This is a genomic window from Citricoccus sp., assembly GCF_035445025.1.
Classification (GTDB): Bacteria; Actinomycetota; Actinomycetes; order Actinomycetales; family Micrococcaceae; genus Citricoccus.
Genome location: NZ_DAOMPX010000001.1, coordinates 55,486 through 79,763 on the forward strand (window position 1 = coordinate 55,486; position 24,278 = coordinate 79,763).

23 protein-coding genes are annotated in these 24,278 nt (G+C 70.9%); 9 read left to right on the plus strand and 14 right to left on the minus strand.

The window, feature by feature from the left end; all coding sequences use genetic code 11:
* Window positions 1-90: 90 nt before the first annotated feature.
* Window positions 91-672, plus strand: coding sequence for a TetR/AcrR family transcriptional regulator (locus tag PLJ28_RS00250; protein WP_298043486.1), 582 nt, complete (start codon window positions 91-93; stop codon window positions 670-672).
* A gap of 107 nt (window positions 673-779) precedes the next feature.
* Here PLJ28_RS00250 and PLJ28_RS00255 read toward each other — a convergent pair whose 3' ends face one another.
* A complete protein-coding gene (locus tag PLJ28_RS00255; protein WP_183529725.1) occupies window positions 780-2,123 on the minus strand; it encodes a GntP family permease in 1,344 nt (447 codons plus the stop codon).
* Window positions 2,124-2,371: 248 nt separating this feature from the next.
* Between PLJ28_RS00255 and PLJ28_RS00260 the strand changes: the two genes are divergently transcribed.
* Both PLJ28_RS00260 and PLJ28_RS00265 read left to right on the plus strand, forming a co-directional pair.
* On the plus strand, window positions 2,372-3,817 hold the full coding sequence (locus tag PLJ28_RS00260) for a hypothetical protein (RefSeq protein WP_324589800.1): 1,446 nt from the start codon (window positions 2,372-2,374) through the stop codon (window positions 3,815-3,817).
* Between the two features lie 298 nt (window positions 3,818-4,115).
* Window positions 4,116-4,607, plus strand: a complete 492-nt coding sequence (locus PLJ28_RS00265) for a hypothetical protein (protein ID WP_298043484.1) — start codon at window positions 4,116-4,118, stop codon at window positions 4,605-4,607.
* A gap of 27 nt (window positions 4,608-4,634) precedes the next feature.
* Here PLJ28_RS00265 and PLJ28_RS00270 read toward each other — a convergent pair whose 3' ends face one another.
* The gene (locus PLJ28_RS00270; protein WP_298043483.1) at window positions 4,635-4,934 is read right to left on the minus strand and encodes a DUF4193 domain-containing protein; all 300 of its coding nucleotides are present in this window, start codon (window positions 4,932-4,934) and stop codon (window positions 4,635-4,637) included.
* A 231-nt stretch (window positions 4,935-5,165) separates the two neighbouring features.
* Window positions 5,166-6,548: an NAD-dependent succinate-semialdehyde dehydrogenase gene (locus PLJ28_RS00275; RefSeq protein ID WP_298043482.1), complete on the minus strand. Its 1,383-nt coding sequence runs from the start codon at window positions 6,546-6,548 to the stop codon at window positions 5,166-5,168.
* Between the two features lie 423 nt (window positions 6,549-6,971).
* On the opposite strand from PLJ28_RS00275, the gene PLJ28_RS00280 reads away from it, so the two are divergent.
* Both PLJ28_RS00280 and PLJ28_RS00285 read left to right on the plus strand, forming a co-directional pair.
* Window positions 6,972-7,805: a FadR/GntR family transcriptional regulator gene (locus PLJ28_RS00280; protein WP_298043481.1), complete on the plus strand. Its 834-nt coding sequence runs from the start codon at window positions 6,972-6,974 to the stop codon at window positions 7,803-7,805.
* The gene (locus tag PLJ28_RS00285; protein ID WP_298043480.1) at window positions 7,792-8,526 is read left to right on the plus strand and encodes a PDC sensor domain-containing protein; all 735 of its coding nucleotides are present in this window, start codon (window positions 7,792-7,794) and stop codon (window positions 8,524-8,526) included. The genes PLJ28_RS00280 and PLJ28_RS00285 overlap by 14 nt, the downstream gene beginning before the upstream one ends.
* Before the next feature lie 13 nt (window positions 8,527-8,539).
* Here the strand turns inward: PLJ28_RS00285 and PLJ28_RS00290 are convergent, their stop codons facing one another.
* From PLJ28_RS00290 to PLJ28_RS00335, 10 genes are all read right to left on the minus strand, one after another.
* Window positions 8,540-9,346, minus strand: coding sequence for a gamma-glutamyl-gamma-aminobutyrate hydrolase family protein (locus PLJ28_RS00290; RefSeq protein ID WP_298043479.1), 807 nt, complete (start codon window positions 9,344-9,346; stop codon window positions 8,540-8,542).
* A complete protein-coding gene (locus PLJ28_RS00295; protein WP_298043478.1) occupies window positions 9,343-10,170 on the minus strand; it encodes a gamma-glutamyl-gamma-aminobutyrate hydrolase family protein in 828 nt (275 codons plus the stop codon). The genes PLJ28_RS00290 and PLJ28_RS00295 overlap by 4 nt, the downstream gene beginning before the upstream one ends.
* Complete coding sequence (locus tag PLJ28_RS00300) at window positions 10,167-10,940, minus strand: substrate-binding periplasmic protein (protein WP_298043477.1); 774 nt, start codon at window positions 10,938-10,940, stop codon at window positions 10,167-10,169. The genes PLJ28_RS00295 and PLJ28_RS00300 overlap by 4 nt, the downstream gene beginning before the upstream one ends.
* Window positions 10,937-12,418, minus strand: coding sequence for a glutamine synthetase family protein (locus PLJ28_RS00305; protein ID WP_324589801.1), 1,482 nt, complete (start codon window positions 12,416-12,418; stop codon window positions 10,937-10,939). The genes PLJ28_RS00300 and PLJ28_RS00305 overlap by 4 nt, the downstream gene beginning before the upstream one ends.
* Before the next feature lie 46 nt (window positions 12,419-12,464).
* Window positions 12,465-13,745: an NAD(P)/FAD-dependent oxidoreductase gene (locus tag PLJ28_RS00310; protein ID WP_221243824.1), complete on the minus strand. Its 1,281-nt coding sequence runs from the start codon at window positions 13,743-13,745 to the stop codon at window positions 12,465-12,467.
* A 3-nt stretch (window positions 13,746-13,748) separates the two neighbouring features.
* Window positions 13,749-14,009, minus strand: coding sequence for a ferredoxin (locus PLJ28_RS00315; protein ID WP_255459755.1), 261 nt, complete (start codon window positions 14,007-14,009; stop codon window positions 13,749-13,751).
* Window positions 14,010-14,045: 36 nt separating this feature from the next.
* Window positions 14,046-15,284 (minus strand): cytochrome P450, encoded by a 1,239-nt coding sequence (locus PLJ28_RS00320; protein ID WP_183529742.1) that lies wholly within the window; start codon window positions 15,282-15,284, stop codon window positions 14,046-14,048.
* A 25-nt stretch (window positions 15,285-15,309) separates the two neighbouring features.
* The gene (locus tag PLJ28_RS00325; protein ID WP_324589802.1) at window positions 15,310-16,941 is read right to left on the minus strand and encodes an APC family permease; all 1,632 of its coding nucleotides are present in this window, start codon (window positions 16,939-16,941) and stop codon (window positions 15,310-15,312) included.
* 559 nt (window positions 16,942-17,500) lie between these two features.
* A complete protein-coding gene (gene gabT, locus PLJ28_RS00330; RefSeq protein ID WP_324589803.1) occupies window positions 17,501-18,883 on the minus strand; it encodes a 4-aminobutyrate--2-oxoglutarate transaminase in 1,383 nt (460 codons plus the stop codon).
* 138 nt (window positions 18,884-19,021) lie between these two features.
* Window positions 19,022-20,602 carry a PucR family transcriptional regulator gene (locus tag PLJ28_RS00335; RefSeq protein ID WP_324589804.1) on the minus strand — a complete coding sequence of 527 codons (1,581 nt, stop codon included), beginning with the start codon at window positions 20,600-20,602 and terminating at the stop codon, window positions 19,022-19,024.
* A gap of 239 nt (window positions 20,603-20,841) precedes the next feature.
* Between PLJ28_RS00335 and ygiD the strand changes: the two genes are divergently transcribed.
* Both ygiD and PLJ28_RS00345 read left to right on the plus strand, forming a co-directional pair.
* Entirely contained in the window at window positions 20,842-21,759 is a 918-nt protein-coding gene (gene ygiD / locus PLJ28_RS00340) for a 4,5-DOPA-extradiol-dioxygenase (RefSeq protein ID WP_221243825.1), read from the plus strand.
* Entirely contained in the window at window positions 21,759-22,397 is a 639-nt protein-coding gene (locus PLJ28_RS00345; RefSeq protein WP_183529749.1) for a GNAT family N-acetyltransferase, read from the plus strand. The genes ygiD and PLJ28_RS00345 overlap by 1 nt, the downstream gene beginning before the upstream one ends.
* On the opposite strand, the gene PLJ28_RS00350 is transcribed toward PLJ28_RS00345, so the two are convergent.
* A complete protein-coding gene (locus PLJ28_RS00350) occupies window positions 22,390-23,034 on the minus strand; it encodes a CueP family metal-binding protein (RefSeq protein WP_183529751.1) in 645 nt (214 codons plus the stop codon). The genes PLJ28_RS00345 and PLJ28_RS00350 overlap by 8 nt on opposite strands.
* 99 nt (window positions 23,035-23,133) lie before the next feature.
* Here PLJ28_RS00350 and PLJ28_RS00355 point away from each other — a divergent pair, with 99 nt between their 5' ends.
* Both PLJ28_RS00355 and PLJ28_RS00360 read left to right on the plus strand, forming a co-directional pair.
* The gene (locus tag PLJ28_RS00355) at window positions 23,134-23,793 is read left to right on the plus strand and encodes an SDR family oxidoreductase (protein ID WP_183529753.1); all 660 of its coding nucleotides are present in this window, start codon (window positions 23,134-23,136) and stop codon (window positions 23,791-23,793) included.
* Window positions 23,794-23,900: 107 nt separating this feature from the next.
* On the plus strand, window positions 23,901-24,266 hold the full coding sequence (locus tag PLJ28_RS00360) for a YciI family protein (protein ID WP_183529755.1): 366 nt from the start codon (window positions 23,901-23,903) through the stop codon (window positions 24,264-24,266).
* The last annotated feature ends 12 nt before the right edge of the window (window positions 24,267-24,278 follow it).

A 24,278-nucleotide genomic window follows, 5' to 3' on the forward strand; every position in this document is an offset into this window, starting at 1 on the left:
GACCGTGGTGGCGAGCCCCCGTGTTGTTCACAGATCGGTGAAGGTGTCACGACACTAGGTATACTGATCGGTGAAGTCAAGGGAGGGACCGTGGGCACAGCCGAACATCCGCAGGTGCGGCTCACGCCGGGCGCCCTCCGCATCCTCGACACCGCGTCCGAGCTCTTCTACCGGCACGGGATCCACGCGGTGGGCGTGGACACGATCGCCGCCGCATCAGGCGTGACCAAGCGCACCCTCTATGACCGCTTCGGTTCCAAGGACACGCTCGTGGCCGCCTACCTGGAGCGCAGGCACGACCAGTGGTGGTCGTTGTGGGCGCAGCGCATCGAGGCGGCTCCCCGGCCGAGGGCCCTCACGGTGTTCGACTCCTATCTCGACGACGCCCCGACGTCCGACCGGGGCTGCGCGTTCCTGAACGCGGCCGCCGAGCTGCCGGGATCCCACCCGGCCTACGAGGTCGTGCGCCGCCACAAGTGGCTGGTCCGAGAGCGGCTCGAGGAGCTCGTCGCCGAGGACCCGGGCGTCTCCCAGCCGGGCCAGCTGGCCGAGCACCTGTTCCTGCTGCTGGAGGGGGCGGTGGCGCATCGCGGGCTCGACGGTTCACAGGCCCGGCTCGCCCGCGCCCGCAGCCTGGCCGCGCAGCTCCTCGGTGGCCCCGGGCCGGAGTGAACGGGTCCCGGGAACGGCGGCGGCAGCCTTCCGGCGCGGCACCTGGGCGGTGGCCTGCTCCCGGTCGTCACGCGCTGCCACGGCCTGAGTCGCGGACCGGCCGGTGCTCAGGCGAACAGCGCCACCGCCATGACCAGGGGCAGGGAGACGACCGAGGCGATCGAGGTGACCATCGTCAGCGTCTTGAAGGTGCCCTGCGTGGACAGCCCGAGCAGCGCCTTGAACATCCAGAAGAAGTTGCTGTTGACCTGGAGGGCGAACATGGAACCCGAGGCGATGGCGAGGCCGATGACGATCGGTGAGACGTCGATCGAGCCGAGGACCGGGCCGATGATCCCGGCGGCGGTGATCGCGGCGACCGAGACGGAACCGATCGCCAGGTGAAGCGCCGCGGCGATGCACCAGGCCAGCAGGATGCTGAGGATGGCCGGCGCCCCGGCCTCGGCGGTGAAGAGCCCCGCCATGATCGTGTCCAGTCCGGTCTCCCCGATGACCGCACCCAGGGACCCACCGATGCCGGTGATGAGCAGGATCTCACCGGTGGTGTGGAATCCCTCGCTCATCGCCGCCCCCGTCCCGTCCGCCCCGAGGACGCGGCGGCAGAGCAGGTAGGCACCGAGCAGGCCGATGAAGAGCGCCAGGTTGGCGTTGCCGAGGAAGGCGATGACGTCGTTCGAGAACCCGAACAGCTCGGCGAAGGCGCCGAAGGCGATCAGCAGCAGCGGCACGAGGATGGGCAGCAGGCTGACGAACAGCGGGGGCGTCCGGCTGTCCTCCGTGACGAGTTCGGTGGTCTCCAGCTCGACCATGGCCGCGTCGACCCTCTCGTCCCTGGGCTGCTTCCAGTACCCTCCGCGCAGCAGCTGCCGGAAGACCAGGGTCGTCGCGATCGCGGTCAGCGGGCCGAGCACGAAGCCGTAGAGGAGCCAGGTGCCGAGCGGGATACCCATCAGTCCGGCGATGGAGACGGCCGCCAGGCCGGGGACCACGAAGACGTACCCGGCGAAGATCCCGGTTCCCAGCGCACCGGCCATGAGCGGCAGTCCGATCGGGCCGATGTAGGGGCCGGTCGACCGCGCCACCGGCGCGGCCAGGACCACCTGCACGTCCACGTAGATGGACGGGAAGATCGTCGACATCGCCGCGGTCAACGCGTACGGGAGCCGCCGCGCCCCGACGCCGTTGACCAGCAGGGTCACCATCTTCTGGAAGGCACCCATCGCATGGAGCAGCGCGCCGATGAGCACGCCGAAGCCGATCAGCAGCCCGACCTCCGCCATGATCTCGCCGAAACCGCTGGCGATCGCCTCGATCGTGGCGGTGAAACCCACGCCGGTCGCCAGGCCGAGGTACAGCGAGCCGATGACCAGGGAGATCACCGGGTCGACCTTCAGCCAGATGATCAGCACGACGATCACGACGATCGCGATCACGGTATGCAGGATGACCATGACGTGCTCCTATCGAAAGGCCGAGCGACGGAGTCCTGCGTCGTCACCCGCACGAGGAGCACACCTTCTGTCTGCGGCGGTGTCAGTGTCAAGGCGTGGACCACGGCGTCGTTGGACGGCCTCCCCCGGAGAGGGTGACAGGACCGTGGCCGTTCCGCCGCGGAGCGCACACTGTCCTCCAGGAACCGAGCGGCACAGGGAATGCGTGACGGGCCGGCGTGCCGCCCATGACGATCCGGGGAGGGGCGATGAGCACCGAGCAGTCGGCGTCCGACCGTGAGGAGTTGATCCGGCTCCGCGCCGAGGTCGCGGCGCTGCGGGCCGCCCAGGAGTCCAGCACCGGGACGGCCACCCGGCCGGGCGCCGGCTGGACGTCCCGGCTCCGCACGATCGGCGCCACGATCCTCATCATCCTGGGCTCCATCCTCGCGCCGCTGTCGGTCGTGGCGACCTGGCTCGACACCCAGGTCACCGACACGGACGCCTACGTCGAGACCGTCGGACCCCTCATCGAGGACCCGGCCCTGCAACAGGCACTGTCCCGGACGATCACCGCGCGGGTCTTCGAGGAACTCGATGTCCCAGGAGTGACCCAGACCGCGCTGGAGTCCCTGACCGCTCGCACCGACCTGCCGCCCCGGGTTGAAGACCGCATCACCGGACTGGCCGTGCCGATGACCGAGGGCGTCCAGACCTTCCTGCAGGACCAGGTCCTGCGGGTCGTCTCCTCTGACCGGTTCGCCACCGTGTGGGCGGAAGCGAACCGGGCCGTGCACGCCCAGCTCGTCGCCACCCTCACCGGCCAGACCCGTGAGGGTGTGGAGATCACCGACGGCCAGGTGGCGCTCGACATCGCACCGTTCGTCGAGGTCGTCAAAGAGCGCCTGGTCGACCGCGGCATCGGGGTGGCCGCACGGATCCCGGAGGTCCACACGTCCTTCGTCCTCTTCGAGCTGCCCAACCTCCCCGCCGCCCAGCGCGCCTTCGCGGTGCTGAACGCGCTGGGCGCGGCCCTGCCCTTCGTCGCCCTCGCCGTGCTCGCGAGCGGCATCCTGCTCGCCCGCGGCCGCCGCCGCGCGGCGATCGGCGCGGGACTGGGGGTCGCGGCGGGGATGCTCCTGCTGGGGACGGCGGTGCTGATCGCCCGGGAGGTGTACCTGGGATCCATCCCCCCGGACCTGCTGCCCCGGGAGACTGCGGCGGCGGCGTTCGACACCGTCGTCCGGTTCCTGCGGACGAGCATGCGCGCCGTGTTCGTGCTGGCGCTCGTCCTCGCTACGGCGGCCTACCTGACCGGCCCGTCCGTCGCCGCCACCACCCTGCGCAGGGGCATCGCCTCCGGGTTCGACGGCCTGCGCGCCGCGACCGGTCGCCCGGGAGGCCTGGCCGGGGAGCGCGTGGGCCACGCGCTGGCCTCCTACCGTCGCCCGTTGCGGATCGGTGTCATCGCCCTGGGCGCGTTCATCGTCATCGTCATGGACCGGCCGAGCCCCGCCGTCATCGTGACCGTCCTGCTCCTCGTGCTGCTCGCGCTCGTGGTCATCGAGGTGCTTGCCGCACCGGCGCCCGCCACGGCCGATCAAGATGAGGCTCCGGCCACCGCCACCCGGTCCGGGGGTGGACGGGACCCCGACGCAGTGCCGGCGCCGAGCACGCCCACCCGGGACTCCGGCGCGGCAGGCCCTCCGACGTGACCCACCGGCAGGACAACCCCGGTGATGACAGGTGATGACATGGGCACCTTCGGCCCCTGGAGCATACCCACGTGCCAGTCGGGTACCCCGCACGCGTGTGACCGTGCGGGCACCTCCATACCGTGGTGATCGGCGCGCCATGGTGGCGCGACGGGCCGTCCTTGCCCAGGTCAGGACGGCGTCTGCGCATGTCTTCAGTCGTGCCCCGCTGCCCATTCGCCCATCGGCGCCGCGATGGACGGAACCATTATGCGACCGGAGCGCCAGGCACCCATCTGTCCGAGAGGAAACCGCGTTCGTGAAGTCCAGCAACCGCACCGTCATGGTCCTCGTCCTGGCATCCGCCGTGCTGGCCGCTTCCGGGTGCGCCACGGGCAGCGCGACGGCCCAGCCGCAGCCCACGGTCACCGTGACCGCCGCCGCCCCCGCCCCGGAATGGACCCGGACCGTGAATCCCGACTGGGAGTTCCTGACCGTGGTCCGGGACAGCGGCATGGTGTTCACCCAGGACTGGGAGGCAGACCTGGAGGCCGCGGGCCTGGACCTGACGCAGACCGATACCTTCCAGCTGCGCAGCCAGGTGTGCGGGAGCGCGATGAACGACGGCACGGGGGACTACAACCCGGCGAGCCAGACCCACAGGTTCTGGCTGTCCTCGTTCTATGACGAGGTACGCCGGGCCGGCCGGGGCGATGCCTGGGACGTCCCCCGCACGGTCGCCTACCACCACTGTCCGTCGCGGTTCGCCGCCGTCAACGCCGTGGAGGAACTGGAGTCCCGGTCGCGCTGAGTGCCGCGGCGGGGTGAGCGGGGCCGCTCAGCCCTCGCAGTCGGTGCAGTAGAGCATGCCGTTCTTCTCCTTGGCGACCTGGGACCGGTGGCGGACCAGGAAGCAGGAGGCACAGGTGAACTCATCGGCCTGGGCGGGCAGCACCCGGACCATCAGTTCCTCGCCGGACAGGTCGGCGCCGGGCAGCTCGAAGCCCTCGGCGGCCTCCGTCTCGTCGACGTCGACGGCCGCGGACTGGGTGTCCGTGCGGGTGCTCTTCAGTTCCTCGATCGAGCTCTCGGACAGCTCGTCCTCGTTCTTGCGTGGCGCGTCGTAATCGGTGGCCATCGGGGTCTCCTCACATGCGGCAGGGGGTGGCCAGGAGAGCTGGCTCTAACACCGCCCGCCTGAAACACCCGGAGGGGCTCACATATTCCGCGAGCGGACCGGCGGCTTCACCCAGGCGTCCACCATCGCCCGTCCCCGGACGCACGGAGATCGACGGACCGGACCCGGACGTCGGGTCCGGCCTGTCGTCCAGGCCCGGGGAACAGGTGTCCGACCCCGCCCGCGGCAGGCTCAGCCGGCCAGGGGATCGGACACCCGGATGAGCTTCCTGTTGGCGAATTCCTCGATGCCCAGGGGGCCGAGCTCACGACCGTAGCCCGAGCGCTTGACTCCCCCGAAGGGCAGGTGCGGTTCTGACTCGGTGTTGCTGTTGATGAAGACCATGCCGACGTCGAGGCGCCGGGCGACGTCCTGGGCCTGCACCGGATCGGCACCGAAGACCGCCGCGCCCAGCCCATAGGGGGAGTCATTGGCCAATTCGACCGCAGCGTCGGCGTCGGCGACCTTGTACACGGACGCCACCGGCCCGAAGGCCTCCTCGTGCCACAACCGGCTCTGCCGCGGGATGTCGGTGAGCAGGGCCGGTGTCAGGAAGAACCCCTCCCCGCGTGCCTCGCCGCCCACGTGGAGTGTGGCCCCCTGGGCGACCGCGTCCTCGATCTGTTCCACGAGTTCATCCCGGGCCGCCGAGGATGACACCGGGCCGAGGCCCGTGTCACGCTGCGCCGGGTGCCCCACGCGGACATCGGTGAAGCGCTCCTTGAGCCCGGTGACGAACCGGTCGTAGACCTCCTCGACGACGATGAACCGCTTGGGCGAGGTGCAGGCCTGACCCGCGTTCGCCAACCGCCGGCTCGCCGCCGCCTCGATCGTGTCCTCCAGGCGGACGTCGTCGAGGACGATGAAGGGGTCGGACCCGCCGAGCTCCAGGACGACCTTCTTCAGGTGGCGGCCCGCCTGCTCCGCCACGATGGCTCCCGCCCTCTCGCTGCCCGTCAGTGAGATCCCCTGGACCCGGGGGTCCGCGATCACGGTGGAGAGCTGGTCATGCGTGGCGAAGAGGTTGATGTAGCACTCGCGGGGCAGCCCCGCATCGCGGAGGATGTCCTGGATGATGAGCGCGGACTGCGGACAGTTGGCGGCGTGCTTGAGCAGCACGGTGTTGCCCAGCGCCAGGTTGGGAGCGGCGAAGCGGGCGACCTGGTAGTGCGGGTAGTTCCAGGGCATGATCCCCAGCAGCACGCCCGTCGGCTGCAGGTGGACCTCAGCCGTGCCCGTGCCCACCGGAAGGCGGCGTGGTGCGAGGAACTGTTCGGCGTTGGCGGCGTAGTAGTCGAAGATGTCCGCGGACACCGCGATCTCTCCCAGCGCCTGGTCGATCTGCTTCCCCATCTCCAGGGTGATCAGCTCGGCCAGCTCCTGGGCGCGCTCGCGATAGATCCCGGCCACGCGATGCAGGATGGCCACACGCTCGCCCAACGGGGTCTCGCGCCACCGCGGGTAACCCCCGTGGGCTGCCTCGAGCGCCGCCTGCACCTCGTCATCGGCCGCGGCGTCGAAGCGCGCGACGACCGTGTTGGATGACGGGTCGAGGGTTTCATAGGTGGTCGGCATGGAGGGGCTCCGTTTCATCGAAGGCTGGGGCGCTGCACACGGGAATGCCGCGCGTGACCGGCATCACAGGCGGCGTGCGCCCAACATAACATCTGTTCATGGTGTTTAGATAGGGCCCGGATCAACGGCCTCCGGGGAGCCCGACCGCCGTGCCCGTCGACCCATGATGCGCCAGCTGCGCGGGCTGTGACCCCGGGGGTCGCTCCGGCCGTTCGCTCGCCCCTCGACGAAACTTATCCTCTACGAGTATTCTTTTACTCGGATCTTCTGCCACGTTCAGAGGCGTCCCGCCCACCGCGCGCGCACGGCCGGTCACGGCAGGCGGGCTCCGCCCATGACCTATCCTCGGTGGTACCCACCCGTCGCCCTCGGACTCCCGCGGCGGACCGCACCCCCGTCGACATGTCTACCGAGAGGAACAGGTTGGCTTCCGAGTCGAGTGGCCTGGACCCGGCCCACGCGCCGACCGCTCCGGTGCGCGTGATCGCCGACCGCACTGCCTTGAGAGACCACATCTACCGCGCCCTGCCTGAGGTCGACCGTGCCGAGGCGATCGCCAACCGGCTCCGGGACTCCATGTCCGTGGGACTGCTGACGGAGGGTGATCGCCTCCCCAGCGAGCTCGAGATGGCCGAGTCCTTCGGCGTCTCACCCACCACGGTGCGCGACGCGCTGGCCACCCTGCGCGCCGAGGGCCTGGTGGACACCCGCCGGGGCAGGCATGGGGGCACGTTCGTGGTGTCGCTGCCCGAGGTCTCCACCGGCGCGATGAGGGAGCGGCTCTCCGCCCTGTCCGTCGTGGAGCTCCGTGACATCGGCGATCATCGGGCGGCCGTCTCGACCGCGAGCGCCCGGCTGGCGGCGTCGCGGGCCGTGGAGAGCGACCTGGAGCGGTTTCGCAGGCTGGTCAGCGCGCTGGCCGCAGCACAGGACCCTGCGGCCAGGGCTCGCGCGGACAGCCGCATCTGGCTGGAGCTGGCCGTGATGGCGCAGTCCCGGCGCCTGCTCGGACTGGAGCTGCAACTGCAGCTGGAGATCGGTGAGCTGCTGTGGGCGCCCGTCGGTTCCCCGGGCGACCACCGCACGGCCCTGGAACCCCTGCAACAGCTCGCGGACGCCCTCGAACGCAGGGACGCGGAGGCGGCGGCGCTGGTGACCGGCCGGCGGATCGCGGCGGACACCTTCCACATGATCGACCAGAAGCTGACGCTTGCCCTGCGCGGAGCCCAGGAGGACGGATCCCATGACCGAGCTTGACGATGTCAGGTCCCTGCGTGAATCCCTGGCCACCGAGTTCGACGACCTGTACGCCGACCTGGAGCACATGGCGGAGGCCGTACGGGCCGCGGTGGCCTCCCCCGGCCCCGTCGGGGGCACGGACCGGGTGGGCCCGTTCGACGACGATCAGCTGCGGGCCATGCGGGACCAGGCCATCGGCCTGCTGTCGCGGCGGAGGATGGCCGATGGCGCGGGCTTCATCTTCGACCCGGACCGGATCGCCATCGCCGAGCAGCTCATCCAGTGGCAGGTGCGCAGCCAGGCGGGCGGGTTCGAGCCGTACGGATTCGTCTACGACACCGACTCGACCGAGTACTACGACTTCATGCGACTGCCCTGGTTCGAGACCCCGCGCAGAACGGGTGGCCCCACGCTGGCAGGGCCCTACCTGGACTACCTGGGCGTGGACGACTACGTGCTCACCGCCACGGTGCCCATCACCGGCGGCGGGGTGTTCGTGGGGGTCGCCGGCGCGGACATCCCGGTCAGCACCCTCGAGCGCATCGTGCTGTCCCGCTGCCGGGGACTGGACGTCGCGGTGGCCCTGGTGACCGCCGAGGACAGGATCGTCTGCTCGAACTCCGCGCACTACCTGCCCGGCGACCGGCTCCCGCAGGGCCCGGAGACCGGCACCCGGATGAGCCTGCCCACCCGGGTGCCGACGCTGGCCGTGCAGTGGGGCGCGGAGCGGTCCGCCTGAGGGCGCGGCGGGATCAGACCCGGGAACGGGACCGGGCCCGCGCCTGATCCAGGAAGGCGTTGAAGAGCAGCAACCGGTCGTCTCCGGCGCCATCGCTGTCCTCGGGGTGCCACTGCACGCCGACGATCCACGTGTTGTCCACGCGCTCCGTCGCCTCTACGACACCGTCCAGGGCCCGGGCCGCGACCCGCAGTCCGTCCCCGACGCGGTCGACGGCCTGGTGGTGGCCACTGCGTACCGTGAGCCGCTCACGCCCGTAGGCCTGATGCAGTCGGGTGTCCCGCGCCAGCTCGACCTGCTCGTCGAGGAACATGGGCGCGCCCTCGGTACCGTGGTGGAGCGTCCCCGGCTGCAGGTCCCGGACCAGCGTCCCCCCGCACGCCACGTTCAGCAGCTGGGAGCCGCGGCAGACCGCCAGCAGGGCCGCGTCGTCCTCGATGGCGCCCTGGATCATCCTCAGCTGCCGCTCGTCCGAGCGGGGATCACGGCCGAACTCGTTCGGGATCGGTTCGTGGACGCCGTAGAACGCGGGATCCACATCGCCACCGCCCAGGACGATGACCCCGTGCGCGCGGCGGATGAGCTCGTAGTCCGGCTCCTCCTCGGCGCTGACGTCGACCAGCGCGGGCCGGGCCCCCGCGTCGCGCAGTTCCTCGAGCGTGAGCCGGGTGAACCGCTGGAGCAGCCCGTACGTCTCCTCCGTCTGGCCCGGGAGGTTCAGCTGGGCCACCACGGCGATGTCCACGTCCGCGTGCGGCAGTTCCAGGGGCGAGGGCAGGACGTCCTGCGGCCTCAGTACCAGGTCGTCGGTGGCGGTCATGCGACCGGGTCCTCCTGTCGTCGGGGCCGGAGCGGCCGGGTCGATTGATGCTGACGATACGGCGTCGGCGCGGCCCCCCGGGCGTGGCCGGGAATTGCCCTGGCATCGCGGCGGTTGCGGGCGGCCTCCACCACCCAGTCGAACAGCGCCTGGTCGGTGTGCACCGTCCGCGCGCGGTCCTCGGGATGCCACTGGACCGCGACGATCTCGAGGCTGCGGTCCTCGAGCGCCTCCACGCATCCGTCGGGGGCACGCGCGACGACCTCCAGCCCGTCCCCGATGCGGTCCACCGCCTGGTGGTGGTAGCTCGACACGTCCACCCCGGAGGCTCCGCCCAGGGCCGTTCCCAGGCGGCTGGCCGGGTCGACCACGATGTCGTGGACGGTGCCGGTGTGCTGCAGCGCCTCGGTGGGCCAGTGCTGCACCAGGGTGCCTCCGCGCTCCACGTTCCACAGCTGCATGCCCCGGCAGATGAGCAGGCTGGGCACCCCGGACTGCTCGGCCCAGGCGATCGCCCGGGCGTCGGCGTCGTCCTGTCCGCGGAAGTCGGTCAGGGTCAGCCCCTCGGCGGCCGGCTGACCGTAGCGCCCCGGCTGGATGTCCGAACCGCCCGGCAGCACCAGGCCGTCGATGAGGTCCCACCGGCTGAAGGCACGGCCGGGGAAGACCAGCACGGGCTCGCCACCGGCCCGGACAATGGCCTCCAGCACGGCGTTGGCCACCACGGAACCGGAGAAGCGCAGGCCCCGGATCTGGTCGGACCACATGGCCGGCACCGCAATGAGCGGAGGCCGCGCCTCGTCGGGGTGGACCTGCCCGCTCATGACGGCCTGCCCTCGTGCAGCGGCTGGGGGAAGGGCAGGTGCGGCATCCACCGGTCCCAGGCCGCCTCGAGGCGGCCCGAGGCGATGACCCGCGCGAGCGCCTCGTCCAGCAACCGCAGCAGGTCCGGCCGGTCCTTGGCCACGCCCACCCCCCAGGGGTTGCGGGTGGGTGCGGTGAAGGCGATCCGGAAGTCCGGGTCCTCACCCAGGGGCACGGTCACGACGTCGTCGTCCACCATCGCGTCCACGCTCCCGTCCCGGACGGCACGGATCATGTCACCGAACACGTCGTCCGTGGAGGCGAACGGCACCAGGACCGCTCCGGGGAAGGTCTCCGCGAGCCGCATGTTGGCGCTGCCCTCGATCGCCGCGACCCGGCGCCCGGAGAAGTCCTCCGGGCCCTGCGCCGGGTCGTCTGCACGCACCAGCACCGACTCGTTGAAGATGGCGTACGGTCGCGTGAAGTCCACCTGCTCCTGGCGGGAGGGGATGATCCCCTGGCCGCACCAGACGGCGTCGGCACGCCCGTCCCGTACGGCCGTGAGCATCTGGTCCCACGGCAGCACCGTCCACTCGATCGACACCCCGGCCTCCTGGGCGACCAGGGCCGCCGCGTCCGGTTCGTAACCGGTCCTCGTCCGTCCTCCGTCCGGTGAGAGGTCGAACAACGGGTGCGCCTCCGAGTCGATACAGGCCAGGCGGAGCACTCCCCGCTCCAGGGCGCCCGCCGACGCTACCGCCACGGCGTCCTGGTGAGTCGTCCGGCTCACGGGATCGCCTGCCAGTACTGCTGGTACTCCCACTCGGTGACCGCGCCGCAATAGCGGGCCCACTCGTCGGACTTGGTGTCCAGGAGCAACTGGACCAGGTCCTGCGGCAGGCTGCGCTGGATGTACTCATCGGTGCGGAACGCCTCGATGGCCTCACCGAGGGACAACGGCAGGGCCTCGCCCCGCACGCCCGGCGCCGGCGGCTCGATCCGGTTGCCGATGCCGTCCGCGATCGAGGCGACCAGCAGGGCATGGGACAGGTAGGGGTTGACGGCCGCGTCCGGCACGCGGACCTCGGCGCGGCCGTTGGCCGAGATGCGCACGAGGCTGGCGCGGTCGTCCAGGCCCCAGTCGGCCCGCGCCGGGGCGAACTGGCCCGGGTCCCAGAAGCGCTTGTAGGAGTTGACCGTGCTGGCCATCACGAGCATCATGCCCGGGGCGTGCTTCAGGATGCCCCCGATGGCCCACCGCCCCAACTGGGACATGTGCAGTTCCTGGACGCCGTCGATGATGAAGGTGTTCTCACCCTCCTGGTCCCACAGGCTGATGTTGTGGTGGCAGCCGTTGCCCATGGAGCCCAGGTACGGCTTGGGCATGAAGCTGGCCTCGACGTCGAATTCGCGCGCCACCTGGGAGCAGATCTGCCGGTAGGTCACCAGCCGGTCGGCGGTCAGCTCGATGTCGTCGAAGTTCCAGTTGAGCTCGATCTGTCCCTGGTCCTCGTAGTCGCCCTCGATCATGTCGAAGCCGAGCGCATCGGCGTACTCCTCGATCCGCTTGTAGATCGGACGCATGGTCTCCAGGTTCTCGACCTGGTAGGCGGGGCTGTGGCCGGGGACCAGCACGGGCTTGATGGTGTCCCCGCGCCAGGTCATCTCCGGTTCGGTGCCGGACTTCATGGTCAGCCCGAAGGTGTCCTTCAGCAGCTGGTGGGTGCGGTGCATGTTCGCCCGCGCGTCCACGGCGAGCGGGCGCCCCCCCACGACCGGCAGGTGCGGCGGCTCGTAGGCCGCGCAGAAGATCCGGCCGATCTCGGGGTCCCAGGGCAGTTGCTGGAAGGTCTCGGCCTGGGGCAGGGCGACGAACTCCTTGGCCTCGACCCCACCGCCGATCAGGTTGCCGAAGATGTCGGTCTGCAGGTCGGACAACGCCGTGCGATGGAAGCTGATGCCCTTCTCCAGGTTGCGCACGATGTGCTTGGCCGGGACCATCTTGGCCACCGTCCGGGAGTGCAGGGTGGGGAGCATGTAGTAGAGGTACTTCACCCCGGACCGTTCGATCTGCTCGGTGATCCGGGCCACCGTCTCCTCGGCCAGGTTCGCCTGCTGGTGCCGGGCGAAGGCGTCGTTGTCCTGGAGCAGGGTGCCCACGCGCTCCTGGTAGAGCTCGGTGAGGTTGCAGCCGTTGGTCCTGGCGGTGTGGTCCAGCAGGTCCAGGTGGGGCTCGACGCCCACGGTGCGGTCGATGGTGTCAGTCATGGTCTTTCCGATCTGTTCAGCGGAGCCCGGACGGGCACCGCAGGGGTCAGGAGGCGACGCCGACGGTCTCGGCCGTCCGGTCGGATATCGGGGTGGGCTGCCCGAGCAGCTTGCGGAAGTGCACGAGACGCCCGGCCGGCAGGCCGATCGTCACGACACCCACCGCGAGGCCGTCACGGTCGTAGCGGATGACCACGCCGTCCTCGACGGCGTCGAGTGATCCCTCGAGCACCGCCAGGCCCGTGGCCCGGTGGGGTGCGCCGATGCCCTGGATGCGGATGCCGAACTGGTCGCTCCAGAAGCTGGGGACGGCCGCGTAGGCTGCCGGCGGTTCGGAACCGGTGAGGTCCGCGACGAGCGTCCTGGCCGCCGTCTTGGCCATGTCGATGGCACCCTGCCAGTGCTCGACCCGGCGCATCTCGCCCTCGGCCCACGGGTCCTGGTACCGGGCGATGTCCCCGAGTGCGACGGTGTGCCCCGCCCCGGCCACGCGCAGGCGATCGTCCACGACGACGCCGTCGGTCAGGTCCAGTCCGTTGCCCTCCAGCCACTCGGTGTTCGGCACCGAGCCCACGGCCTCGACCACGACGTCCCCCTGGATCTCGGTCCCGTCCGCCAGGCGCACCCCGGCCGCGAGGGCCGGGCCACCGTCGTCCTGGATGCCCTCGGCGGTGAGGTATTCCTCCACCGAGTGCCCGGTGACGATCTGGATCCCCCGGCCGACCAGCCAGTCGCGCATGATGACGGAGACCTCTTCGCCGAGGACCCGGTGCATCGGGCCACGGGATCCCTCCACGAGGTGGACCTCGCATCCCAGCTCGCGGGCCGTGGCCGCGACCTCGCAGCCGATGAACCCGCAGCCGACGACCACGACGCGGGCTCCGGGGCGCATCTGCCGGTGGAGGCCGAGGGCGTCCTCGAGGGTCCGCACCACGTGGCGACCGACCGTGGGTCCGGGGACGTGCAGCCGGCGGGGCCGGATGCCGCTGGCGATCACGAGGCCGTCATAGGCCAGCTGCTCCCCCGAGGCCAGGGTCACCGTCTGGCCCTGGAGGTCACTGGCCACCACCCGGACGCCCAGCCGCCAGTCCACCGTCTCCATGGTCGGACGCTGGCGCAGTGCCACCGTCGCCAGTGCGTCCTCGGGCGAGCCGGGATGCGCCAGCAGCTCCTTGGAGAGGGGTGGCCGGTTGTAGGGAGGGTGGACCTCCTCGCCGACCACGGTGATGGCCCCGTCCCAACCGGCGGCGCGGAGCTGCTCGGCGGCCCGGAGCCCTCCCATGGAGGCCCCGACGACGACGATGCGCGGTTCCTGGTGCTCACTCACGGCTCACTGGTCCCCTTTGAGGAAGATCGCCTGGACCGGGCAGACGTCCATGGCGTCCTCGATGTACTCCAGTTCGCCCGCGGGAAAGCCCTCGGTGTACTGGAGGATGCCCTCCTCGTCCATCTCGAACGTGTTCGGTGCGGCGATGGCGCACTGCCCGTGGTTCTCGCACAGGGTGCGGTCGACCCAGACCTTCATGCTCTGCTCCTCGTCTCGGGGGGCGCGTGCCGCCTCGCGGCTGCTGTCAACGTGTGTCGTGCTCATGGATCTGTTCCTCTGGGGGTGTCCGGTGCGTCGGGCTCAGGCCGTCTGCTGCCCGTCGGCCGTGGTGGCACGGCGGTCGAAGGCGATGGTCAGGCGGACGGGACCGGTGTTGCCGGAGTCCGGCATCCACTCGTCCCCGCCCGGCACCACGCTCAGGTTGGTCAGCCGGGTGGCCAGTGCCGGCAGGGCGGCCTGCATGTCGGAGCGGGCGACGAAGTGGCCCAGGCAGTGGTGCACGCCCCCACCGAACGCGTAGTGGGGCGCGTGTTCGGCCTCCAGGTCGATGCGCTCGGGGTTGGCGAACTTCTCCGGGTCGGTGCCCGAGGCGTAGGTGAACATGTGCACCGTGGTGCCCTGTTCGAAGACCAGCCCCTTGTGCTCGAAGGCCTCGGCCACCTCACGGGTCACCCAGCGGGTGGTGGGGTTGACGCGCAGGGACTCCTCGACGGCGGCCTTGGCCAGTTCCCGGGGCCGCTCGGCGAGCAGTTCCCACTGGTGCGGTTGACGGATGAAGGACTGCATCGCCAGCCCGAGCTGGTTCCGGGTCGTGTCCATGCCGCCGAAGATCAGCAGCACCAGCAGGTTGCGCAGTTCCGGGTCGGTCAGCCGGTCGCCCTCGCGGTTGGCCTCCACGAGCCGGGTGACGAAGTCGTCCTTCGGGTTCTGCTGGCGGTCCGAGATCAGGCGTTCCGCGTACTCCTGCAGCTCGACCAGGGCGGCATCGACCTCGTCGATCTCCTCCTTGATCGTCACGCCGAGGGCGGCCCCCACGGTGGAGGCCAGGCGGTTGATGGTCCCCCACTCGGATTCGTCGATCCCGAGCATGATGCACAGCACCCGCGTGGCGAAGGGGGCGGCGAAGCCCTCCACGAACTCGACCTGGCCGTCCTCGATCCAGCCGTCGATCAGCTCGTTGGCCAGCGACTCGAAGCGATCCCCGAGAGCGGCGATCTTGCGCGGGGAGAAGGCCGGGTTGGCCAGCCGGCGGATGCGGTGGTGGTCCTCCCCCTCCAGGACCAGCAGGTTGCGCTTCCACCAGTCGTGGAAGACGCCGCTGTGCACGCCGTTGTGCTCCGGCCAGGCCGCCGAGCCCTGGATCAGCTTCGGGCTCTTCATCAGCGACGAGACGTCCTCGTAGGACAGGACGGCCAGGCCGTAGTTGGTCCGGGCGTACCAGTTCGCGTCCCGGGCGTCGCGGACGGCCTCCGAGGCCATGGCGAAGTGCGGGTCCGACATGTCCAGGTACGGGACGTCGTGGGCGGTGGTGAGGGTCATGGGGTGGTCCTTTCGGGTGCCGGTCTCAGGACGGGTCGGGGGTCAGCGAATCGGGTGCCGACGCCTGCGCGCCGGCGTGGAGTCCGTCCCGGGGAGAATCGCGGTGCGGATAGGGATGGGGCGTGCCGCCGTCGATGCGGACCGCCATGTCGACGATCTCCTCCGTCGGCGAGATCGGTTCGGCGTAGTCCCGGCCGTCCGCCAGGCTGGCGGGCTCGTTGAGGTAGGGCCGGGCCGAGGTCATGTAGACCAGGCCCACGACCAGGACGACGATGGCGACCAGGGCCACCAGCCAGGCCTCGTACCAGACGGCACCGGGGATCGGCTGGACGAGGGTGAACATCGCGAACAGCTGATAGGCCAGGGCGACGCAGCCGACCACGATGCCCCAGAGGCCCATCCGGAAGTGACCGCTGGGCTGCCAGCCCTTGAACCGGGCACGGAGGTAGGCGGCGACCACGGAGGCGAAGGCCAGGTAGATGCCGAGGGCGGCGAAGGACACGATGGCGAGGAGGGCATCCGCACTCAGCAGTGAGATCACCACGAACGCGGCCGGAAGGAGTCCGGCGGCCGCCAGCGAGTACGGCGGGACGGCGCGGCGCTCGCTGAACCGGCGCAGCAGCGCGGAACCCGGCAGCTGCCGGTCCCGGCCCATCGAGAACAGCAGTCTCGAGGCCGCTGCCTGCAGGGAGATGGTGCAGGAGAGGTAGGAGACCAGGACGACCACGAGCACGATCTTGAATCCCTGCGCGCCGAAGACACTGAGGAACAGCTCGCCGATGGGATCCGTGGCGGTGCCGTCCATCACGGCGCGGAAGTCCGGGATGGCGAGGATGAGGCCCAGCGCGATGAACATCGAGGCGATGCCGCCGATGTAGACGGTCATGCGCATGGCCTTGGGGATGACCCGGCCCGGGTCCACGACCTCCTCGGCGACGTCCCCGTTGGCCTCGAAGCCGTAGTACAGGTAGATGCCCATGATGGCCGCGCCGATGAAGGCCATCGCGAAGGGCGCGTCCCCCTGCAGGTCGGCCGGCCGGAAGTCGGTGAACAGCACGGACAGGTCGTGCTTGCGGGCGCCGATGAGCAGCCAGGCCCCGATCACGACGGTCGCGACGATCTCGGCGACGAAACCGAAGAAGGCCACCTTGGACAGCAGCTTCGTGCCGCCGTAGTTGATGAGCGTGGCGATCACCAGGATGCCCAGGGCGAGCATGACGTTGGCCAGCGGGGACATCTCCACCTCGAGCAGGCTGCCGAGGAAGGGGCCCGCGCCGTAGGCGACCGAGGCGATGGTGGCACAGATGGCGACGGCGTAGACCCAGCCGCTCATCCATCCCCACTTGCGGCCCCAGAGCTTGCGGTTCCAGGGGTAGATTCCACCGGCGATCGGGTACTGGGAGACCACCTCCCCGAAGACCATGGCGACCAGGAGCTGGCCGAAGCCGGCGATGACGAGCCACCAGAAGGCCGGTGCACCGGAGATCGCGATGGCCGCACCGATCGTGGTGTAGACACCCACGACGGGAGAGAGGTAGGTGAACCCGAGGGCCAGGTTGCCCCAGAAGCCCATTTCGCGCTTGAACTCGCTGCGGTACTCCTGGGGTTCGTCGGCGACCGGCAGTGTCGGTGCGGATCCTGCGGGAGAATGATCCATGTTCAGTCCTTTGCCTGGAGCCGTTGGACGGCTGAGACGGTGAAAAGCTGCAGGGCGCGGGGATTCGCGCTTCCCCGGATGACCTCGTCGACGGCGTGCCCGCCGGTGGAGGTGCGTGGATTCAATAAACCAAAGGTGTGTTTCTACTAGAGGTCTGCGTGTTTCCTCCCGGTTAAGAGGTCACCGCCCACGTGTGGCGGGCAGTGTCCAAGAGGCCGGGAATCCCAGCAACGAGGCGGGTCTGAAGGGGTGTTTCCTCACAGCCTGTCCGGTTGCCGGGCGAAATGTGATGCGAGCCACATTCCGAACCATGGGGAAATACTAACAGTCTTAGATGTTTACGCAAGGGGTGATTTTTCTCCTCGACGGGACACCCTGAGTGCTACTGCGTATCCAACCGGGGCCACCGCCCCGGGAACGCCGAGGGGGTTGTGCCCGGCGCATGATGCGCCCGGCACAACCCCCTCGGTGGAGCCCGCAGGATGCGGGTCAGTCTGCCCTCGCCCCCGTCACCCGCCGCGGTCCTCTCGGAGGCGGCGGGTGACGGGGCGACGGGAACTCAGCGGCTGGCGCCGCGGAGCGCGGCCTCCAGGACCTCGAGGCCGTCCTGCAACAGCTGCTCGTCGATGACCAGGGGCGGCAGGAGGCGGATGACGTTGCCATAGGTGCCACAGGTCAGGATCAGCACGCCCTCGGCCAGGCAGGCGGCGGCCACGGCCTTCGTGGACTCGGGATCGGGGTCGGTGGTGCCGGGCTTCACCAGTTCGATCGCGAGCATCGCCCCGCGGCCCCGGACGTCACCGATCGGGCCCTGCGCACCGCCCAGTTCCTCCGCCAGTGCACTCAGCCGGCCGACGACGATCGCCTCGATGGCCCGCGCCCGGGCGGAGAGGTCCAGTTCTCGCATGGTCTCGAGGGTCGCCAGCGCGGCGGCGCAGGCCACCGGGTTGCCGCCGTAGGTGCCGCCGAGCCCGCCGGGGTGGACGGCGTCAAACAGCTCGGCCCGGCCGGTGACCGCGGAGAGCGGCATGCCGCCGGCGATGCCCTTGGCCATGGTGATCAGGTCGGGCACCACGCCCTCGTGCTCAGAGGCGAACCAGGCCCCGGTGCGGCAGAAGCCGGCCTGGACCTCGTCGGCGATGAAGACCACGCCGTTCTCCCGGGCCCAGGCCGCCAGCGTGGGCAGGAACCCCTCGGCGGGAACGATGAAACCGCCCTCGCCCTGGATCGGTTCGATGATGATCGCCGCGGTGGACTCCGCCCCGATCTGCTTCTCGATCTGAGTGATGGCCCGACGCGCCGCCTCCGGGCCGGTCAGTCCGGGGTTCTCCTCGCGGTACGGGTAGCTCATGGGCATCCGGTAGATCTCCGGGGCGAAGGGGCCGAAGTGCGTCTTGTAGGGCATGGTCTTGGCGGTCAGGCCCATGGTGAGGTTGGTGCGCCCGTGGTAGGCGTGGTCGAAGGCGACCACGGCCTGGCGACCGGTGGCCAGGCGGGCGATCTTCACGGCGTTCTCCACGGCCTCGGCCCCGGAGTTGAACAGGGCCGTCCGCTTGGCATGGTCCCCGGGGGTCAACCGCGCCAGTTCCTCGGCCACCCTGATGTAACCCTCGTACGGGGTCACCATGAAGCAGGTGTGGGTGAAGCGGCCGGCCTGTGCCCCCACGGCCGCCGCCACCGCCGGTGAGGACGCGCCGACGCTGGTCACCGCGATGCCCGAGCCGAGGTCGATGAAGGAATTGCCGTCCACGTCCCGGATCACGCCGCCGTCCACGTCCTCGGCGAAGACCGGCAGGCTCGAGACCAGGCCACGCGGCACCACGGCATCGCGCCGCTCCTGCAGCTCGCGCGAGCGGGGGCCGGGGACCTCGGTGAGCAGTTCGCGGCGCTGGGGCAGCCGCGCGTCGAGGGTCGGGAGGGAGGGGGAAACGGTCAGGGACATGACAACCGGCCTTTCATGATGTGACGGCGCCCCGCGGTGGGCAGGGCGGACTCCTGGGGCGAGCCTAGACAGTGATCACGTGACGTAGTGCACAATCTCTCGGGCGGTGGTGTGCACGTGGCATAGTCCCACCGCCCGTCAGGCTGGACGACCCGGGCCCGGCCGGGACCGAAGGCCCGGTCCCTCGGTCACGTGCAGCGCGATCCAGAGGTCGGCACGCAACTGGGGGTCCTCCAGGGACCGCTGGAGCGCGCGCTCGGCGGACTGCAGCTGGTGCAGGAGGGTGTTCCGATGGACACCGAGCTCCTCGGCCGCCTGGCGCCGGTTGCCGTTGTGGGCCAGGAAGACGCGCAGGGTCTCCAGCAGTCGCTGCCCGGTGGGACCCTGCGCGGTGAGCGGGTCCAGGAGCTCGCGGGCCCAGGCCCGGGCGGCCTCCGCCGGCAGCAGTCCGGCGATCCCTCCCGCGGCCAGGTCGTCCCAGGAACCGACGCGGTGCTGCGCGGCGGTGCGCTCCAGCACGTGGAGCGCCTGGGTGTGACTGGTGGCGGCGGCGTCGACGGTCACGCTGCCCCCGATCCCCGCCCGCAGGCCCGCGGTGGCCACCACCTGGTGCAGCACCGACAGGTCCTCGGGGGTGTCCTCCACCAGCACGGGGGCCTCCTCCTCCGAGTCGTCGCGCGGCACCGGGGTCCCCATGAGCATCCGGTGACCGGTCCGGTCGGTATGGCCCTCGATCCGGCGGCCTGCCTCCCGGATGAGCTCGGGAGCCCCGCGCAGGACGCAGACGCGGATCCCGCGCGCCCCTCGGCCCCAGCCCTCGTCACCGGCCACCGAGAGCAGGGCGTCGCCGGCGCGGAGGTCACCGCCAAGCAGCAGTGCGACCGCACCGGCGCGGATCCGTCGGCGGGAGAGCTGCCGTTCCGCGGTCCGCTCGGCGTGCAGGGAGAGCAGGGCCACCGTGGTCGAGATGGTGCCCGACTGCGCCTGGTCGAGGGGGTGGGGCAGGACGACGACGAGGTATCCCTGGGGATCGCCGTGGACGCCCAGCGGGTGGATGACCACGGTGCCGTCCGGACCCGTCTCCCGGAGGGCTCCCCGCAGCCCGCCGTCGCGCAGGCGACCGATGAGCTGCGCGAGGGGGCGGTCGGTCGGCAGGGGCGGGATGGCGGGTGCGGAGCGCTCCTGGACGTCCCCGTCCGCGGTGCAGACGGCCGCCCACGCCCCGGGCAGCAGCGTGGCGAGGGTCCTGAGGACCTGGGTGGAGCCGTCGACGGCCGTGGCCGCCCGGGTCAGGGCGCGCTGATGGGCCAGGCTGGTCTCCAGTGCGGCGCGCTCCTCGGCCGCGCGCAGTTCCGCCACCGCCCGGATGACCTGCAGGAAGGTCGTCTTCTCCGGCACCGCGAAGAGCGTCAGTCCCGTGCCCCGGGCCGCCTCGATGAGGTCCTCGGGCACCTCCGGCCACGTCAGCCGCTGTCCCACCCCCATCCCGAGGGCGACGACGCCCCGGTCGTCGAGCCGCCGGACGTAACTGCTCCAGGACGGGCCGTCGGTGGGACTGGTGATCCCGGTGAACAGGACGATCTCCCCGCCGCTGAGGTACGGGGTGGGGTCCGTCAGCTCGGTCGTGGCGACCCAGGCCACCGCGCGGTTCATGACCCCCTCGACCAGGGTCTCCAGGCCCAGCTCCCCGAGGCGCAGCACCTTCTCGACGGTTATCAATGCCGCTTCCTCCCTGCTCGTCCTCGATCGTCCGGGCCCCCGGAGCCACGGGGGCGGTCACCGGTCGTCACGGTGACGACGGACCGTCCTGGCCCGATGCTAGTGCCCCCTCCAGTGGTCCTCCCCGCAGGTCCGCCGGTGCGTGTCCACCGGCCTTGCCCCGGCCCGGTGGCACGGGGGACGATGACCGCAGCAGGCCGCGACCACCCGCAGGTCATCCCCCGAACCCCGGAGGCCCCATGAGCCAGACGACCACCGACCCGGCGACGCCCACGGTCATGCCCGCCGCCTTCTTCGGCCACGGCAATCCCATGAACGCCCTGGAGACCAACCGCTACACCTCCGCGTGGAAGGCCTTCGGTGAGGCCGTGCCCACCCCGCGGGCCATCCTGGTGGTCAGCGCGCACTGGTACATCAACGCCACCGCGGTCACCGCCATGCCGGACCCGCGCACCATCCACGACTTCTACGGCTTCCCGCAGGAGCTCTTCGACGTCCAGTACCCCGCCCCCGGCCTGCCGGGGCTCGTCGAGGAGATCAGTGACACCGTCCACCCCACGTGGGTCGGCGCGGACGTGGACAGCTGGGGCATCGACCACGGCACCTGGTCCGTGCTCACCCACGCCTTCCCGGACGCCTCCATCCCCGTGGTCCAGATGAGCATCAACGCGGACAAGCCCCTGGACTACCACCTGCGGCTCGGGGCCGACCTGGCCCCGCTGCGCGAACAGGGCATCCTGATCATCACCAGCGGGAACATCGTGCACAACCTGCGCAGCATGGACTGGAGGCGCACCGACGACGGCTTCGACTGGGCGCACCGGTTCAACGAGGACGCCAAGGAACGCCTGCTGACCGATCCCACCGAGATGCCCACCCTGGACGCCCACGCGGACTGGAACCACGCGGTGCCCACCCCGGACCACTTCATCCCGTCCCTGTACCTGGCCGGGCTCGCGGGCGCCGCGGGCACAGGTGGCACCAGCGGCACCGGTGACACCGCGCAACCGGGCCTGGACGTGCTGGTGGACGGCTACTCCTACGGCTCGCTGTCCATGACGGCCTACACGCTGGGGCTGAACTGCCCGCCGTCGCCGGACGGCGGCGGCTCCTCCCAGCCGCCGGCCGACCTGCCACCGGACGGCTCGAACATCTGATGGACCCCGTCCCCGACGACGGCGCAGCCCCTGCCGCGGTCACCGCGCCGCCCAGCGGTACCCGCGCTCCGGACTTCTCCGTCAAGACCGCCCTCGAGGGTGAGCTCGTGCGCCTGGTGCCGGCCGTCCGCGAGCACGCCGCCACCCTGCACGGGCTGTTGTCCGATCCCGAGGTCGGGCGGCTCACCGGTTCGGTGCATTCCTCCGCCACCGGACCCGCGGCCGCCTCGCCGTGGAGCGTGGCACAGCTCGAGGAGGTTTACGATCGCTGGTCGCACGCGCGGGACCGCATCGTCTGGGCCATCCGGGAGCGGTCCTCCGGACGGATCGTCGGGGAGTCGGTGCTCAACGAGCTCGACGAGGACAACCTCTCCTGCGGTTTCCGGATCTGGATCTCCGGGGCCCGGGACCGCGGACTCGGCACCGAGGCGGTCCGGCTGACCCTCCGGCACGCCTTCGAGGCCCAGCACCTGCACCGGGTGGGCCTGGAGGTCTACGACTTCAACCCGCGGGCCCGGCACGTCTACGAGAAGGCCGGTTTCACCCACGAGGGCACGCTGCGCGAGGCCCTGCGGTTCGACGGGCAGTGGGTCGACTGCCACGTCATGGGGATGCTGTCCAGGGAGTGGTTCAGGTGAGCCGGAGGGTGGTCAGGCAGGTCGGGTCGTCGGCGCCGGTGGCGATGTCCGCCGTCGCGGTCCCGCCCTGCGCGCGGACCTCGATGGTCCCCTCGATGTTCGCCGGCAGCCAGAGGCCGACGAAGCCGTTGGCGTAGGTGGTGCGCTCCTCGTCCACCAGGACGGTGCCGTCCGCGCCGGTGACGGTCACGTGCACGGGGGTGTCCACGAGCTCGCCCTGGCAACCGGACAGGCTGTGGTGGAAGCAGTCGTGGGTGGTGGTCTCGTACGGCGCGACCGCCAGGTAGAACCGGTCCTGCGGCACGTCCAGGGCCGCCTGGCGGTCCTCGTCGGCCAGCACCACCTGGCCGGCGGTCACCGAGGCCGCGAGGCCCTTGTCCCGGTCCGCGTGCGTGGCGTCCAGCGCCTCCACGACCTCCTCCACGCTCCCGCCGTCGATGCCGTACTCGTCCAGCAGGGCCTCGGCCCCCGCGGGGTCCGTCGCCACACCGGGCGCGGCCGGCGCGGCCGCCGGGGAGGTGGCGGACGTGGTCCCGGGGCCGGCGTCGGGAGCCGAGCAGCCCGCCAGGAGCAGCAGTGCCGCGGCGGCCGCCAGGACCCGGGAGGTGGTACGCAACGAGGGAAGGGCAGCAGGCATACCCCTATTCTGCCCCCGGCCGAATCCTTTGGAGGCCTCCGGCGGGTGATGGAACAGTGGGCACCACGGCACGCACACCCCTGAGCGAAGGAGAACACCATGGCGAAGTACCTGATCATCGGCGGACACGGCAAGGTGGCCCTGCGCACCGCTCCCCTGCTGGCCCGGGAGGGCCACGAGGTCACCTCGGTCATCCGCAACCCCGACCACGCCGCGGACATCGAGGCGGCCGGCGCCACGCCGCTGGTGCTCGACGTCGAGACCGCCTCCCAGGACGAGCTCGCCCGGGCCTTCGCCGGGCACGATGGAATCGTCTGGGCCGCCGGGGCCGGCGGTGGCGATCCGGAGCGCACCTACGCGGTGGACCGGGACGCGGCCATCCGCTCGATGGATGCCGCCCAGCAGGCCGGCGTGACGCGGTACGTCATGGTGTCCTACCTCGGCGCCCGCCCGGACCACGGCATCCCGGAGGACGACTCCTTCTACCCGTACGCCACGGCCAAGGCGGCCGCCGACGAGCACCTGCGGAACTCGGCGCTGGACTGGACCATCCTCGGCCCCGGTGCCCTCACCACGGACGAGCCGACCGGGCGCATCCGACGGGCCACCGCCTCCACCGTCGGCGAGCTGCGGGACACCTCCCGTGGAAACGTCGCGGAGACCATCCGCGTGGCCCTGTCCACCGGGAACTCGATCGGCAAGCAGCTCGAGTACGTGGACGGCGAGGAGCCCGTCACCGCGGTCTTCGCCCAGGCGTGAGGCCCGCAGGCCCTCCACCGGAGACAACGGCCGCGCGCCGGTGACATCCTGAGGGACAACTCCCGTCCACCCGCCACAGTGGACCTCCCCGATCCAGGAGCACCCCCATGCCCCAGTTCATGATCTCCGTCTGGCATGCCCCCGGCACCCAGCTGCGGCCCCTCGGCCCCTATGACTCCGAGGAGGCCATGCACGCGGCGTTCCAGGCGGTCAGCGAGTTCAACGAGTTCCTCCAGGCCGAGGGGGCGTGGGTCTTCGCCTGCGGCCTGACGGCCCCCGAGGAGTCCTTCGTGGTGGCCGGGACCGAGGGCGCCGAGCCCACCGTGACGCCGGGTCCCCTTGCCGAGGCCTCGGAGCACCTGGGCGGACTGTGGGTCGTGGAGGTCGCGGTGGCGGAACAGGTCCACGACCTCGCGGCCCGGGCCTCCGCAGCCTGCGGCCAGCGGGTCGAGGTACGCCAGCTCCAGGGCTGAGCGCGCCCCCGC